This is a genomic window from Lacipirellulaceae bacterium (genome assembly GCA_040218535.1).
In the GTDB taxonomy this organism is placed as follows: Bacteria; Planctomycetota; Planctomycetia; order Pirellulales; family Lacipirellulaceae; genus Adhaeretor.
This window is the reverse complement of record JAVJRG010000012.1, coordinates 763,641-779,317: the sequence shown is the minus strand read 5'-3', so window position 1 is coordinate 779,317 and position 15,677 is coordinate 763,641. Positions and strand designations below refer to the sequence as shown.

Sequence of the window (15,677 nt, the reverse complement as noted above, 5' to 3'; positions counted from 1 at the left end):
ACGCAAGATTTGCTGTCAGAGCAGTCATGCGTAGGCAGTCGGGTACTCTAGAGCCAATCATCCGACTGCTTACGCATGGCGGCTCAGAAACTGGTCAACTGACTGCTGGCCACAACGCGGCAAAGATTAACCCCGCGGCTACGCCTTGCACAACGCCATCGACCACGTGGCCAAGAGCGCGTCGCTTGTACCAGATTCTTCCTGGGATGTGGCCCATGGTCAGAACCAACAACGTCGCTGCGCCGACGAATTGAAAGACGGCCATGAACTCTGCCCCAGGTGTGAGCGCTTGGGTCGCGAGATACGCCACGGAGAACATCGTCACCAGCAGAAAGAGAACCTGTTGGCCCAGCATTTTTCCCATGGGACATTCGGTCCAAATCTGAAGGATTCCCTGCGGACCTTGCTTCTGCCGCTCGGCAAACTCGGGCGTCTGCATTTCTTTCATATCGCCGTAAGGAATCATGTAGTTGCCCGCTGGGATGTTAATCCCTCGAACTGCTTCGCCAAAGGCGGCCTCATCGGGGAGCCGCTTCCAATCGGCTTGATGCACGGGGAGTACCATCCAGAAGATGAATCCCAAAAAGAAGAGAGCCGCTGTCGAAGCAAGAATCGGCAGCCACAATGCAGTGAGTTCGACCATCGGGAGTCTCCCAAGATTCAGGTTAGAAGTAGGCCAGCAACCTAAACGTCCAAATTCCGCACATCCAATGCATGCTTCTGGATAAACTCGCGCCGCGGCTCGACTTGGTCGCCCATCAGGATGCGGAACAGTTCGTCGGCGCTGCCAGCGTCCTCCATTTTGACTTGCAGCAGAGTGCGATTCTCTGGATCGAGTGTCGTCTCGCGAAGTTCTTCGGCGTTCATTTCACCCAAGCCCTTAAAGCGAGTAATTTGAAGGCCCTTTTCACCGGCGGCACGAATTGCGCCCGGCAAGGCACGGAGGTCTTCCAGCCCACTTTCGTTCTCGCCGCGACGGAGCGTGTAACGGCTGCCTTCTTCGCCTGTGCGTTCGATGGGGATCAGCGTATCGATCTCAAAACCGAGTTCGGACAGGTCCTTGAGCATCGTATTGATCGTGCGAACTTCATGGAGCTCGACAATCCTCAGCTTGGGTCCTTGGCTTTCGCTTGTTTCGCTCTCCTCTGACTTCGCTTCGCCATTCGTGGCAGCCCCGCTGGAGCTGGCACCATTCGCGCTTGTCGCAGGTCCTACGGACGTGCCCGTGTCGACCTTCAATTCGTGGCCTAATTCTTTCTCTTTGGCAGCGATGAATTCATCTAGCTGCTTTCGCGTTGTGAACCAGTGGTCTTCAAATCCGAGAAACACATGATAAATGGGCAGCTTGAGCGTCTCGGGGTCTTGCCGTTCGGCGTGGGCTTTGAGACTAATTCCGCGGCGTTCGAGCGCGATGATCGATTCTTCCATGGCGGCAAGGCTGCGGACCATCCGGGCCATCTGTTCACCCTCGACGGTGCGACCATCCCCCGCGTCGAACACGCTGTCACCCAGACCTAAATCGAGAAGCTGCCGCTTCATTTCCTCTTCGGTTTGCACGTAATAAGTCTTCTTCTTGTTCTTGACGCGAAACAACGGCGGCTGGGCGACGTAAACGTGCCCCTTCGCCACGAGCTCATACATCTGGCGATAGAAGAACGTCAGCAGCAGTGTCCGAATGTGTGAACCGTCGACGTCGGCGTCAGTCATGATCACGATCCGCCCGTAGCGACGCTTCGTAATATCCTGGTCGGCCCCGATACCCGTCCCCACCGCCGAGATCATGCTGCGGACTTCGTTGTTGGCGAGGACTTTATCCTCCCGCGATTTGTAGGCGTTGATGATCTTACCCCGTAGCGGCAAGATCGCCTGATACTCACGCAGTCGGCCACCCTCAGCACTTCCGCCGGCCGAGTCGCCCTCCACCAGGTAAAGTTCGCACTTATCCACGTCGCGACTGGAGCAATCGCGCAGTTTGCCAGGCAAACCGCCGGAGGTAAGCGCACCCTTCCGCTCGCGAATTAGCTGCCGTGCCTTGCGTGCTGACTCACGAGCTTCCGCAGCAAGCTGGCCCTTTCGGACGATCGCCTTGGCGGTCTTGGGGTTTTGTTCGAAGTACTTCGTGAGGAACTCACCGAAGATGGAATTGACGATTCCCTCCACTTCGCTGTTGCCCAGCTTTGTTTTCGTTTGACCCTCGAACTGCGGATGAGGGACACGCACGCTGATGACCGCCGTCAATCCTTCACGTACATCCTCACCGCTGGGGGTCAGGTCTTTGAAAAGGTTCTCTTTCTTGCCATAGGCGTTGATCGTACGCGTTAGAGCACTACGAAAACCGGAAAGGTGGGTTCCTCCCTCATGGGTATTGATGTTGTTCACGTAAGTATGAACATTCTCGGTGTATTCGCCTGAGTATTGCAGAGCGATCTGCAACTCCACGCCATCCTGGGCACCTTCAACACTAAGCACATCGGGGTGAACCGTGTCGCTTGCTCGGTTGAGGTGCTCCACATACTGACGAATTCCATCGTCGTACTGGAACGACTCGCTCTCGCCATTACGCGCGTCGGAAATCGTGATCTTCACGCCCGCGTTTAAGAAAGCCAGCTCCTGCAATCGCTTAAGCAACGTGGAGTAATTGTATTTCGTTACCTGAAAGATCTGTGGATCGGGTTTGAACGTGGTTTTCGTGCCCTTCTTGTCGCTTGCGCCGACGCGGCGGACAGGACCCTTGGGGATACCACGCTCATATTCTTGATGGTAAGTGTGCCCGTCGCGGAAGACCTCGACCTCGGCCCATTCACTCAAGAAATTCACAACGGTCACGCCCACACCGTGCAAACCGCCGGAAGTCTGATAGGCACCTTTGCTGAACTTGCCACCGAACTTCAGCACGGTCATCACCCCCTCAAGAGTGCTGACTTCGCGATCCATCTGTTCAGAGAGTTGCTCGTGCTTTTCGACAGGGATGCCACGGCCATCGTCCTCAACGGTGACCGAACCATCGGCGTTGACCGTCACGGTGACCTCGTTGGCAAAGTCTGCCATCGCTTCGTCGATGGAGTTATCGACGACTTCGTACACCAAATGGTGGAGCCCCCGAACCGTCGTGTCACCGATGTACATACTGGGCCGCTCGCGCACATGCTCAAGATCGCTAAGGTGCTCGAGATCGCCGGCGTTGTACTCTTGATTGGCTTTCTTGCTGCCTGCTGGCTGCTCTTCGGGTTGTTGTTCTTCGTCTGCCATAATTTCTGCTTGTCTGGATACGGATTGATCTGGCGGCTAAGCCACGAGTGGCTAGACCTTGCCGACCTTAAATCGTAGTTGTTTTATGCCTGATTCCGGCAACGCGGTCTGCATTGCCTGAAGTAGTCTTTCTTTGTCGAAGCCGAGTTCTTGCATCAAAAGCGAATTCGCCACGATCACTTCGAGCACTCCACGCTTCATCGCACCGGGCGACGTGACTTTCGCAAGTTTCTCTCCAACCGCCTGCTGCCATGCTTCGTCCCACTCACGAGCCGCTTGCACCCCGGCGTAGCCCTTACGTTGAACAAGCTGGGCCACGACATCAGCGATCTGCTTTGGTTCGCGACGGTGGTACCACCAACCGCGTTGTTTTTTCCGCTTCTCATGAAGGGCCTGCCAATCTTCTGGGTGGCAGTCCTCGGGAGCAGCAGAGTCGCGTTTCTTGTCGTTATTTCCCATCCTGTCTTACCGATCTCGCGCCAACGGCATAATCACGTACGCGAATCCATCATCGGTTACACAAACCGCGGCACTGTCGGCACCTTTAAGTTCCATCGCGAAGGTCTTATCGGCATCAAGCACCTTAAGAAACTCCATCAGGAACTTCGGATCGAGCATGATGACGATCTCGTCGCCGTCGTAGCCAATCGGTAACTCAACCCGTGATTGCCCCACCTCAGCAGCTTGGCCCGCCAGCACGAGCATTCCGTTGCCAAAAGTAAAGTCAATACCGCGGCTTTCCTCGCTCGTCACAATGGCCGCCTGACGAACGGCCGCATGCGTGGGTCCGACGGCCAGATCGATCTTCTGGGCCCCGCTGGAATCGGGAAAAACCTTCTTCCAGTCGGGAAAACGTCCTTCCAACAGGCGAGACGCAATCGTTGCTCGCTCGGTCTGAACCACAAACTCGTTGCCACGCACCGCCAGCTTAACCGCCGAATCGTCAGGAGCCACCGCCCGCTCGATCAGCGTCATCGCTCGTGTGGGGACGATCGTATTTTGCGTCGGATCGATCGGTGTGCCACTGCCGGTCACTGGTCCCGTCATTTTGGCGAGCCGCCGACCATCGGTACCGACCGCGGTCAACACGCTATCGTCGAATTCGAGCTTCACGCCACCTAAGGCGTAACGGCTACTTTCGTTGTCGGTGGCGAAGGCCGTCCGTCGGATCAATTCGCGAAGCAAGCGCGCCGGTGCCTCGTAGTAATCGTCCCCCTCGAAGGACGTGACGTTGGGAAACTCCGCGGGGCTTTCCGCAGGCAACTGAAATTGGCTCCGCTCGCCGCGGATGGTGGTGCCGCTGCCATCGGTTTCCAGTTGGAGCGTTTGATCAACACTTTCCCTCAGGATCGAACCGAATCGTGTAACCGATAGCAAAGCCGCACCGGGGGTCTGAACGTCCACTCCGGAAACGTTGTGTCGGACGCTGATCTCCAGATCCGTTGCCGAAAGAGTCGCCCCCGAATCGGAAACCTCAAGTTTGACATTCTGGAGAATCGGCTTAGGACTACGCGATGGTGCGACTGCAGCGACGGTTTGGAAGGCCGCCAACAGTTGCTCGCGATCGCAGGAAATCTTCATAGGTATTCCTTTCGTTACTTCTCAGGCAACCAGGTTGGTTACCTTTTCTTTCTATCTATTAAACTTTTGTAGTAGTGGTAATTATGCGTTGCTAGAATGTGTCGTTAGCGGGCAAAAAAGCCGTGGAAACTTCTATGCAGTAGGGGTTTAGGAAGACTCACTTGGTGTGGAAAGGTTGTCTGTAGGATGTCGCAGGAATGTGTGTCAAGTGTTGATAGCTAGCCGCAAGTTGGTGGGTCCACATCGCTGCCTGTCAATAGGTCGAAAGTGTTGAGGGGAAACGACAGGGTGGCAACAGGTTTTCCACATAGGGAGCGAATTTCGATGTTGGAATCACAGTCGTTTAGCCTTGAGCCGAAGGCGAGGCTTTCTCATGAGAATCCCACGCCTTCGGCTACGGGCTAAACGGCGGTCAGCAGATGCTCGAGTTCTCCAAGTGCGTGTTCGAGAGCAGGTATTTTTGTGCGATCGCGTGTGACTTTTTCGGCAGCGCTGATCATGGTCGAGTGGTCACGGCCACCTAAGTGCCGCCCAATCTCGGCATAGCTCAGCGAGGTCAATTGACGGGCTAAGACGACCGTGATGCCACGGGCTTGGGTCAGTGATTTCCGCCGTGAACTGCTCGTTAAGTCGGTCTTCTTGAGGCCCAAATAACGACAAACGACCGTAGTGATTTCCTTCAATGAGAGCTGCTCGACGTCGCTTGCTACGGTCTCAGCATGGCGAGTCGTTTGTAGGTCGTAGTCGTATTCCGTTAGCAAACCGAACAGTTTTGCTGCTGGCTTACTACCGGAACGATTTACCAGTGTGGTGAGTTGCTGTTCGTCGAGTTCAATGCTGCGATTCTCTGCGATCGATCGCAGTAGGTGACGTCGTGCTGCCGGACCGGGCGATTGCAGTCGCAAGACGAGCCCTGCAGAGAGACGATCGACCAGGGCGTCTCCGTCGCCGCGCAGATTGGTGAGCGTCAACGGTTCGCGACTGGCGGTTACGATCACACGACCACCGCGATCCACAACCGCATCGAGACAGCGGCAAAGTTCTTGTTGAATGGTGCTTCGCTGGCGAAGTTGGTCGAGGTCTTCAATGACCAACAAATCAACTTGTCGGATGCTTCGTCGCCACGTGCGAAGCCCAGAAGGGTCCGAGGAATCCTCCTGCAAAGCTTGCAACTCGCGACCAAAATCAGCCGCAGTGAAGTAGGCGACCTCTTCGGCAGGAGCAGTCTGCTGCGATGAATCCGATTGCCAAAGTCTCACGAGACCTTGAGCGAGCATCGACTTGCCGCTTCCGGAAGGACCGACGAGGGTGAGCGGATTGCAGTGAGGCAGGGAAGAATGCTCAGCAGGCAGCAGTGATTCGAACAACGCCGCTAGCAGTTGGTTCTGCTCGTCAACGACAAAGCGACTTTCCAAGCGATCACCTGCAGGCGCGCTCGCCCCCAGATCAAGCTCTTGGATTTCGTATTGTTCGACGTCGCTGAGCACTTCGGTTCCGTCCCGCTTTCGGGGCTTTGAGACTTCTTTTTCAGGGTTCAAAAGTGCGAAATTCGCCCAGCTTTGGTGGGCGAACAGGGTCGCCAGAACTGGCACTTGGAGAGCCCTGCTACAGCAGTTTTTTCCAACCCGTCAGCCTACCCGATTTGACCCTCGAAGGGGACCGGCGAAGGTCAAAAACAGCCGTTATATTCCTTGCCGTAACCCATTGACCACATTGAGGATGCGGCGAGCGGCTCCGTCGATTTCGTCCCTTGTGGTCAGCGCTGAGAAACTGACCCGAATCGAACCGGAAATCTCCTCTTCCGAGAGGCCCATCGCGAGCAACGTCGGAGACGGTTTGCTGGAGCCACTAGCACACGCTGAGCCCGTTGAGATCGCCACGCCAGCCAGGTCGAGAGCCATCACCAAAGCCTGTCGGTCGACGTCCGGGAAGATCAGATTGGAAATGTGCGGAACACGCTGTTTGAGATCACCAACGGTCTTGACCGGGATCCCAGGTTGAGGAGTTTCGCCCGGAACCTGTCCGGTCCTCAGTGCTTGCTCGAATCGTTCTTGCAGAGTGCGCAATCGCTCGTAGTTGTCGTGCAGATTTTCTTTCGCTAATCGCAATGCGGTTGCCATACCCACCGCCAGCGGAACCGACTCCGTTCCAGGTCGCAGGCCCGCTTGTTGGAATCCGCCGAAAAGCCCAGGGTCGAGAGACACCCCGTGCTTGACCACTAAGACGCCAATGCCAGTGGGTCCATGAAACTTATGCGCGGCACAATTTAGAGCGGTCACGCCAAGGTCGCTAAAGTTGACAGGGCACTTTCCGATTGCCTGGGTCGCATCCGTATGGAGCGGAACGCCAGCCTGCTGGCAAAGCTTCGCGGCCTCTTGCACTGGCTGGATAATGCCGGTCTCGTTATTGACTTGGATCAGCGAAACGAGCCGATGTCGCTCAGGGTTGAGTTCGCTTAGTGAAGCGATTTCTGCCGTGCCATCGGCTCTCGCAGGCAATCGGGAGACGCTCACTCCCTGGGATTCGAGCTGCTCGGCAGGAGCGCTGACGCAGGGGTGCTCCAGCGACGAAATAACGAGTTCTGTCGCCCTTGTGGGTTGCTCAGGCTGGTTGAGCCCGAGAATAGCCAGATTTGCCGCTTCGGTCCCGCCGCTGGTGAAGATCACCCGATCGGCTTCCATTCCCGTTGTTTGGGTGCCTAGCAGGTTGCCGATCTCCTCGCGGGCCTCTTCCAACCGCCGCCTCGCCTCTCGACCTTGGCGGTGCTGGCTTGACGGGTTCCCAGGATAGCTGAGTCCAGCCTCGTGCATCGCCTGGGCGACTTCGGGCAGCAACGGTGTGGTTGCTGCGTTATCGAGATAGATGGGCTCATTCTCGGTCATGCCAGCAGTCTATCAGAGCAGAGCCTTTTCGTTAGCCCGCGGGCTAGTCTCGTGACGCGTGACGTTGCTAGCATTTCAACCTTCTTCAGCTCATTCGACCTTGGGACGTGATTTCGTGGCAACTATGATCCGCCCGCTATCCGTTGCCTTCAGGAGCCCGTGCGATGACGACCTTTCTACGTGCTGCCATTATGCTGACCGTGCTGGTTGGTTTGCCTGCCGGGTGGATCTTTTACGATCAGCTTCCCGAGGAAGCTCGCCATGCACTTGGTGGGATTGTGCAGGCGGGGAAGGAGCGGTTGGGTTGGACCACTGTCGATGAGGTCGCGGCGAAACCGCAAGCGATGGGGGAGCCGAACGCGCTGCCAACGCAGGTACCTCCAGCGTTGTGGGAGGACACTGAACGAGCGGCAATCCCCGAACCGTTTGAGTCGGTTGCCAAGGCAGCCCCGTCGCAGCCAGTCCCGTCGCAGCCAGCCACGAAGAACGCTCAAGACCATTTAGAACCCTTGCTTCGCCAGCTCCGCGAGTTGGGTGCCAGCCAGTACGACTTGCAGACCTGGGGTGAAGCGGAGCAGTTTTATCGTTTTCAGTGCGAAATGCCTCTGTCGCAATCCTCGGCTCTGACGCAGCAATTTGAGGCCGTAGCGAGCGATCCTCATGAATCCATCGCACAGGTGGTTGCCGAGGTTGCCGTCTGGCACGCCGACCGGCAGATCCGTTGATTGAGAGCCGCTATCGGATTCTTCTTGAAACAAGACTTCAAGCATGCAGAACCGCTCCCGCAACTTGTCGAGAAGTTTGGCCGCCCGGCTGGGCAGCACGGCGCTGAGGTACTCGATTGGCACGGGTTCGTCAGATTGCCAGCGAAATCTTTTGCCCCCGATGCGGAGCGGTTTCGACAGCCTCTTTGGGGTGCAAGGACCAGGTATTGCCGAGGAGTTGGACGAAGGTAAAACGTCCACGAGTGAGCAAAACGCCAGTGATCTCCAGCGACTCGAAGGGGTCCTTTTCTTAGCTCGGGAGCCGCTCTCAACAAGAAAACTGGCGAAATTGGCGAGTCTTGCCGATGGAACTTTGGCCCGCTCCCTGGTCCGTCAGCTCAACACGAAGTTGAGGCAAAGGTCCAGCGGGCTGGAAATCGTGGAGGTGGCCGGAGGCTGGCAGATGATGACTCGCCCCGAGGCAGCGGACTGGATCGCCCGCCTGCATGGCGGCGGGGAGGATCCGCAACTCTCCGGTCCCGCGATGGAAACCCTAGCGGTCGTCGCTTACCGTCAGCCAGTCGTACGAGCCGAGGTTGAGGCAATTCGAGGCGTGCAGTGCGGCGAAATGTTGAGAGTCTTGCTGGAGCGGTCGTTTTTGCGTATTGTCGGACGTTCTGAGGAACTTGGCAGGCCGTTTTTGTACGGTACCACACGAAAATTTTTGCAAGTTTTTGGGCTCCGGCGGTTGGAAGAATTGCCGCCAATCGATCAAACTCTTTACGCAAGCCGTTCGATCGCCCACGCTCCTGAAGCACACGAAAGTTTGCCCAAGGCTGCTTAAGGCGACGCTTGCTTGCCAGCGGAGTTTTGTGCTTACCCAAATTCCTTCTTTCGCTTGCGGGAGAGGGCAATAAATGATTGTATCGTCAGCGAAGAGGGGGGAATTCATCGTGCCGTCGACCATGAGTTCAACAATGGGGAGTTCAACAACAGGGAGCTTTCCAGCGAAGAGCCTTTCTTCCGAGCCATCATGGCTCGACGAGTTGTGGGAAGAAAAGCAGCGAACCGTCATCACTGCTGAAGAAGAAGAGTACGAGTACGAATACGAAGATGACGACGAGGCTGAAGACGACGACGAACCTGCGGAGTACGAATACGAATACGAGTATGAAGAGGTCGAAGAGGAGGAGGACGACGAGGAGTACGAGGACGACGACGAAGATGACGTCGAATACGAGGACGACGATGAGGAAGAAGAGGACGACGAACCCAGCGACGACGAGCCTAGTGAGTTGGAAGACGAATGGGAAGAAGTCGACGACGATGAAGATTCCGACCTCGACGACGACCTCGACGACGAAGATGAGCTAGGCGTCGGCTACGACTACGACGACGAAGAGGATGACGACGACGAAGGCTATGACGAGTTCGGCTACGACGATGACGACGACATGGACTAGAGGGCGTCACAGGATATCAGCCGCAGGGCCTTAGCCCCCGGTTACCTTGAGAACCGGACGCTAACGCGTTGCGGCTGAAGAAGTCTTGAATCTGGTTCCACTAATCATCAAGCCAAAAGAGTCGCTTCAGAGCATCGATGAGACTATTGGGCGAGCCTTCTTCTGAAGCGTCTCGCAAAGACTTCAGTGGCGGGTACAGCATCTTGTTGACCAGCCGGTCGGCAAACTGTGTGATTTCTTCTCGCGTCTTTTCATCAAGGTCGGGCAGCTTGGCGAACAGCCGCTCAAGCTCTGCCTGTTTGGGCTGCTCAAGCCCGCGGCGAAAGTCGGTAATCACTGGGGCCGCGGCACGGTGGCGAGCTTCGGCCAGAAATTTGTGGGCTTCGTCGGCGACGATCTCTTCAGCCAGGGGCAATTGATCTGCTCGGGCTTTGCGATTCTGTGCGCAGGCCAGCTCCAAATCATCCAGCGAATAAAGGTACACGCCCAGTCGCTCACCAACGGCTGCCTCGAAGTCGCGTGGGACGGCCAAGTCGAGGATGAACAGCGACCGCTGACGCTGAGAGGGGGCGATCAGTTTGTCGAAGGCATCAGCCGTCACAATGGGCTGCTGGGCAGCCGTGGTGCTGACCACCAGGTCTGTTTGACCGAGCTGCAGCCAGCGATCGTCCCAGTCGACGGCTACTCCCGAGAAACGTTCCGCTAGTGCGGCACCTCGCTGGGCGTCGCGATTGGCCACGTAAATCTTGCGTGCCCCCTCGTCGCGAAGGTAACGGAGCGTCTCCTCGGCCATTTCGCCCGCCCCGAGGACGAGGACGTGCTTATCGTCAAATCGCTCGAAAACCCGGCTGGCAAAGTCGCCGATGGCCACGCTGGGGATGCTCACCCGATGCCGATGCAAGTCCGTCTCGCCCGCCACACGACGAGCGGTTCGTAGTGCCGACTGGAATAGCTCATGCAGCAACGGCCCAGCGGTACCCGTCTGGTGGGCCCGTTGGTATGCGTCTTTCACCTGCGAAAGAATCTGCGGCTCGCCCACGACCATGCTGTCGAGGCTCGAAGCAACGCGATAAATGTGCGAAACCACTTCGCTTTCTGAGAGCCGAGTCAACTGCGTGTCGACTCGTTCACGGGGAACGCGATGATAACCGAGCAACGCATCGGCAAGTCGATCGTCGTTCAGGTGATTCTCGGTTTGATCCGTCGCCGCATAGAGCTCAACACGGTTGCAAGTGCTCAGGAGCGCGAGTTCCGTTTCGGGGAATTCTTCTCGCCAACGGTTGAGCGCGTCCTCCGCTTGGCTCTCGCCAAACGCAAGTTGCTGCCGCACATCCAGGCTTGCCGCCCGATGGGTACAACCGACCATCCGGAGGTTCATAGGACACCTCCTGTGGTCAGGGCGGAAGGCGGAAGGTGGAATGCGGAAGATTCTCGCCCCTCGCCCCTCGCCTCTCTATCTGCCTCTCCATGCAGTGAATCCTGCAAGGTAAACGAAGCCAAGGTCAGCAGCAGAAATGCGAACGCGGCCAACGTCAAATAGGCCACCTTCCGCCCGCGGCGAGCCGCTGGGTAGATGACTCGAAACCCTTCAGCCACAACCAACCACACAAGCATCGCGGCCAAGCTAAGCACGACGGGATCCGTCCAAGGAACGCTACGCCCCTCGGAATGCGACAACTGGCTGAGTACCCCCGTCAGAAAGCCGAACCCGATCAGCAGTGCGGCCGTTCCCAAGGCGCGACTATTGGCGAGTTCCAGCCATTCGAGACTCGGAAGGCGAAAGCGCTCATTGGTGGGCATTTTTCGCTTGAGCCGAGAGCTCTGCAGCAGATACATAAGCCCCGTGACGAACCCGAACAGCACGGCGACCGTTCCCCCCATCAACAGGCCCGCATGGAGCAGCGTCCAGAAGCGGGGAACCTGTAAGGAGGCAACACTCGTCCTTTCGGAGAGAGAGGCAGTACCGATCAGACCCAACACGACGGGTAGCATGAACAAGCCCAGAGATCGTCGCGGCAAATACAGCGTAAGTGCCAAATACGCGACGGCCAACAACCCGGCGACACCCGTGTACCAATCATGCGGGCTGGAGAGTGGCGCTTGGGGCAACTCACCAATGCGCTTCCACAAATACCAAGTATGCGCCACGACGCCCGCTGCCGCCGCCAGCAACATCGCCGGTCGCCGCCAGACGGGCCGGCTCCACAGGCCCATCAGCGCTAGCGCAAACGCAACGGTATAGCTGGCTGCGAAACAGAAGGTGTTAACGCCTGGGGACATGGGTTCCTGGTTACTTGGAAGAATTCACTCCACGTAGAAGTGCGAGTGACTTTTGATCGTGGCTCTCAACCCATTCTACTCGCCCAGCCCGTACTCTTTTAGCTTCTTATGCAGCGTATTGCGGTTGATCCCTAACCGTGCTGCGGCCTTGATTTGCACGCCGTCGCACATGGTCATCACCTGCGAGATCACTTCCCGCTCCACCCGATCGACCACGCGGCTGTGCAGATCTTCGGCCTTCTCGTCGGCGCTGCTGACGCCCTGTTGGACAAGTTCTTCGGTCAGCTCCTCGAAGTTCATTACCCGGGGACCTACCGAGCGAGGCTGTTTGCCAGTGCGGACCGCCGAGGGAAGCAGGTCGAAGGTCAGTTCGTCGCCGGGAGCCATCACGACGGCACGCTCGACGTAGTTCTGCAACTCACGGACGTTACCCGGCCACAAGTAGTTACGCATCGCTTCCAGGGCTTTCGCTTCGATGTGGGCAACGTAGCGGTCGTTTTTCTCGTTATAGAAATTCAAGAAGTGGGTCACGAGGTCGGGAATGTCCTCGGTGCGTTCGCGTAGTGGAGGAAGGTAAATCGGGACGACGTTCAAGCGATAGAAGAGGTCTTCGCGGAATTTTCCCTCGGCGGCCAAGTCCAACAGGTCGCGGTTGCTGGCGGCAATGATTCGCGTGTCGACCTTCACCGTTTTGGTATCGCCGACGCGCTCGAACTCCTGCTCTTGGAGCACGCGCAACAGTTTCACTTGCAGGTGGAGCGTCGTGCTGTTGATCTCGTCGAGGAAGATCGTCCCATTGTGGGCCGCTTCGAACCGTCCAGTCCGGTTGTCGATTGCCCCGGTGAAGGCACCCCGAACGTGGCCAAAAAGCTCGCTTTCTAGCAGGCTCTCGCTGAGTGCGCCGCAGTTCACGCGGACGAACGACCGGCTGCGGCGTTCGCTCTGCTGATGAATCGCCTGTGCGATCAGTTCCTTGCCGGTCCCCGTTTCGCCCAGCAGTAGCACCGAGGCACTCGAACGAGCCACCTGCCGCGTCACACGGTAGACCTCGGCCATCGCTGGGCTACTACCGATGATCCCCGGCAACGGCTCGGGGCCGTCGTTGGAGTTGTCGATGCGTAGGGTAGAAAGGGACATGGGGAATTACGAATTCGGAATGACGAATGAAACCGTTTAAGGAAGTGAATCAGGGTTTTGTGCCGCTAACCGCTTGCGGTTTCGCCGCTCGGCCTTCTAGCACATCTAGAATGCTCCCGAGGATCATCTGCGTCTCCTCGCTGGAGATCTCACTTGCGTTGTAGCGGTCGTACTGCCGAATGATCTGTGTGCGGGTCAGCTGCAGGCCGAATCGGTTGTGGCTGGCAGTAAAGGCTGCAAGAGCGGCTTGGCGACCTTCGGCCGGTTGAGTTTCGCTACTGGCGTAATCGACCAAAGCAAGTTGACTTGCCTGCGTGCCCAGATTCTCCAGCACGGCAAGCGAGGCAGCGGTAAGTGCCGGATCGTAGAGCGTGCTACTCACTACCTCGGAGTCGCGAATAAGTTCATCGTAGGCGTGACCTTCCTTGAGCAGCTTAGCGATGGTTTCCAACGCGTATTTCGCTTGGGCAGCCCGCTCTTTGGCATCAGGAAACGGCGAACTGGCGAGTTTCGTGAGGCGGCTAACCAACCCCTTCACGGCGGCGGTGCCTGAGGGTCGTGGCTCGACCAAGACTTGAGGGACGGTCGCGGCTAGCGGTTCCATTTCGCGGAGTCGCTCACCAGGACTCACCACCGCGATGGGCACCTGGGCCGTTCTTGGATCGCGGCGAAGTTGGTAGAGCACCTCACGCATACGGGGACGGTCGAGATTGGCATCGAGAACAACGAGGTTCATTCTAGAGGTTTGTGCGACATCGAATGCGCTGAGCAGAACGCTACGTCCATTGGTCGCCGGGGAAGTATCGTAACCGGCTGCGCGGAGGGCTCCGGCCCACGCGTTCGCGTGATCGATCGTCGAGCCTCCAACGACCGCCACCGGTTCGCCGCCGCCGGTGGCGAAGTACCAAAGAGCAGGAGCAACCGCGCTCGACCCTGGGAAACGTTGCCCCGGAGCGATTTTCATGATCGCCTGCAATGCAGCGAACTTAACGCCTCGGTCGGGAGAGGCGACGGCAGAGGCTAGGGCCGTTGGACGCCCGTGATAGCTCGAAATTGCTGATAGGTCACCACGCTCGCCGAGCGTTTCTGCGATCTTCACGGCAGCGGCGTGATACTCTTGCTTAACCGCGCGGGCCAGCATTGTGTTTAGTTCAGCGATACTCAGCGAATCAAACCACTGCTTCAAATCCTCAGGAACGTCTGTGTCGCTCAGCCCCGCTTCTTCGGCGGCGATCAGTAGCATCGTCTCGCGTAGATCGGCTGCGGGCGGCATGCCGCCGAGATTCAGGACGCGAGCCAGTCGAGACGCTGATTTGATCCGCAGCATCCGGGCCGGCAATTGCTGTTTTGAAAGGGTTTTCGTTTTGGCATTCCAGGTCCACCAAGGGCCCTCCTCGTCGATCGAGAGCGCCACCGGAGGCGGCCCCTGCCGACTTGCTGCTAAGTCGCGGCGAGCCAACTCGAAGGCCTCTGCCGGTGAGGGCATGGGCAGGCCGAACTTCGCGAGCGCTGCCCGCGCGGCTTGAGATGCCGGGACTTCGTCTCCCTGGATCGAAAACAATGACAGGTAGGGCAGGGCATCCTTCATGCGTAGATGTCCTGCCAGCTCAGCCGCGTCGCGTTGGACTAGGCCTTTCCCACGAGCGAGCACGGCGAGCGTAGGTGACTCCACGGCATGTCGCATCAACGCCAAAGTTGCGAGGAGCTGCGCCCGCAGGTCTTCCTCTTCCGTGGCGGCCAGTGCATTGAAGCAGGCGACGATCGCTGGCTCTCCTCCGACGCTCAGGTCGGAGCGAGTTTGCCGGCGAACGGCATCGGACTCGTCACTCAGCTTCGCGATCAGGGAAGCGATCCGCTCAGGATCGCGTGCTCTGCTGTCAGTCGCGTCGAGGATGCTTTGGACCAGTGTGGCCGCCGCCTTTTGAAACTTCGGAGAAGCCTTGATACCCGGATCTCGAGATTGACGGACAAGTCGCACCAAACGGGCAGATCCAAACCGATCCGCCAGTGAGACCAACTTCTCTTCCGAGAGATTCGCCACAACGATTTCTTGGAGAATTGGCTCGGCAACACTCGGATAGCCTAAGTCGACAAGCGTCGCCACCACTTGAAGTTGCTCGGCAGGCGTCGTGCGATCTTGCTCCAGCACAGCCGCGACTGCCGGGTTGTCGAGTGGGTCGGCAACGTCGATCTCGACATTGACGGCTGGGGTTTCCTCCTGGGCGAAGGAAGTTACCCCAAGCGTCGCGACTATACCGAGTGCGACAACGAGAGACGTGAAAGGCTTGGGCATGGTTTGAATCATGTGTCGCCCCTTCGGGGCTATTGGTCAGGGGAGTGACTTCTCCCAGGGGCTCCCGCCCCTGGCTAGGTGGTGTCGT

Annotated in this window: 13 protein-coding genes; 3 read left to right on the top strand and 10 right to left on the bottom strand. The window is 57.7% G+C overall.

All coding sequences use genetic code 11. The annotated features are described in order from the left end of the window. Window positions 1–94: 94 nt before the first annotated feature. The 6 genes from RIB44_17235 to RIB44_17210 all read right to left on the bottom strand — a co-directional run bounded on the left by RIB44_17235 (window position 95) and on the right by RIB44_17210 (window position 7,712). Complete coding sequence (locus tag RIB44_17235) at window positions 95–643, bottom strand: hypothetical protein (protein ID MEQ8618318.1); 549 nt, start codon at window positions 641–643, stop codon at window positions 95–97. Between the two features lie 41 nt (window positions 644–684). Beyond that, window positions 685–3,249 (bottom strand): DNA gyrase subunit B, encoded by a 2,565-nt coding sequence (locus RIB44_17230; GenBank protein MEQ8618317.1) that lies wholly within the window; start codon window positions 3,247–3,249, stop codon window positions 685–687. A gap of 51 nt (window positions 3,250–3,300) precedes the next feature. Further along, entirely contained in the window at window positions 3,301–3,708 is a 408-nt protein-coding gene (locus RIB44_17225; protein MEQ8618316.1) for a DUF721 domain-containing protein, read from the bottom strand. Window positions 3,709–3,714: 6 nt separating this feature from the next. Beyond that, window positions 3,715–4,830, bottom strand: a complete 1,116-nt coding sequence (gene dnaN / locus RIB44_17220) for a DNA polymerase III subunit beta (GenBank protein MEQ8618315.1) — start codon at window positions 4,828–4,830, stop codon at window positions 3,715–3,717. Between the two features lie 401 nt (window positions 4,831–5,231). Then, entirely contained in the window at window positions 5,232–6,422 is a 1,191-nt protein-coding gene (locus RIB44_17215) for a DnaA/Hda family protein (protein ID MEQ8618314.1), read from the bottom strand. A gap of 90 nt (window positions 6,423–6,512) precedes the next feature. Next, window positions 6,513–7,712 (bottom strand): cysteine desulfurase family protein, encoded by a 1,200-nt coding sequence (locus RIB44_17210; GenBank protein ID MEQ8618313.1) that lies wholly within the window; start codon window positions 7,710–7,712, stop codon window positions 6,513–6,515. Window positions 7,713–7,876: 164 nt separating this feature from the next. On the opposite strand from RIB44_17210, the gene RIB44_17205 reads away from it, so the two are divergent. From RIB44_17205 to RIB44_17195, 3 genes are all read left to right on the top strand, one after another. After that, window positions 7,877–8,437 carry a hypothetical protein gene (locus RIB44_17205; protein MEQ8618312.1) on the top strand — a complete coding sequence of 187 codons (561 nt, stop codon included), beginning with the start codon at window positions 7,877–7,879 and terminating at the stop codon, window positions 8,435–8,437. 43 nt (window positions 8,438–8,480) lie between these two features. Further along, a complete protein-coding gene (gene scpB, locus RIB44_17200) occupies window positions 8,481–9,260 on the top strand; it encodes an SMC-Scp complex subunit ScpB (GenBank protein ID MEQ8618311.1) in 780 nt (259 codons plus the stop codon). 109 nt (window positions 9,261–9,369) lie between these two features. Then, window positions 9,370–9,879 carry a hypothetical protein gene (locus RIB44_17195; GenBank protein ID MEQ8618310.1) on the top strand — a complete coding sequence of 170 codons (510 nt, stop codon included), beginning with the start codon at window positions 9,370–9,372 and terminating at the stop codon, window positions 9,877–9,879. Window positions 9,880–9,979: 100 nt separating this feature from the next. Here the strand turns inward: RIB44_17195 and hemA are convergent, their stop codons facing one another. The 4 genes from hemA to RIB44_17175 form a co-directional block, all read right to left on the bottom strand. Beyond that, window positions 9,980–11,257 carry a glutamyl-tRNA reductase gene (hemA, locus tag RIB44_17190; protein MEQ8618309.1) on the bottom strand — a complete coding sequence of 426 codons (1,278 nt, stop codon included), beginning with the start codon at window positions 11,255–11,257 and terminating at the stop codon, window positions 9,980–9,982. Next, on the bottom strand, window positions 11,254–12,159 hold the full coding sequence (ccsA, locus tag RIB44_17185; GenBank protein MEQ8618308.1) for a cytochrome c biogenesis protein CcsA: 906 nt from the start codon (window positions 12,157–12,159) through the stop codon (window positions 11,254–11,256). Before ccsA ends, hemA begins: the two co-directional genes overlap by 4 nt. Window positions 12,160–12,234: 75 nt before the next feature. Further along, entirely contained in the window at window positions 12,235–13,296 is a 1,062-nt protein-coding gene (locus RIB44_17180) for a sigma-54 dependent transcriptional regulator (GenBank protein MEQ8618307.1), read from the bottom strand. A gap of 49 nt (window positions 13,297–13,345) precedes the next feature. After that, entirely contained in the window at window positions 13,346–15,589 is a 2,244-nt protein-coding gene (locus RIB44_17175) for a hypothetical protein (GenBank protein MEQ8618306.1), read from the bottom strand. Window positions 15,590–15,677 lie beyond the last annotated feature (88 nt).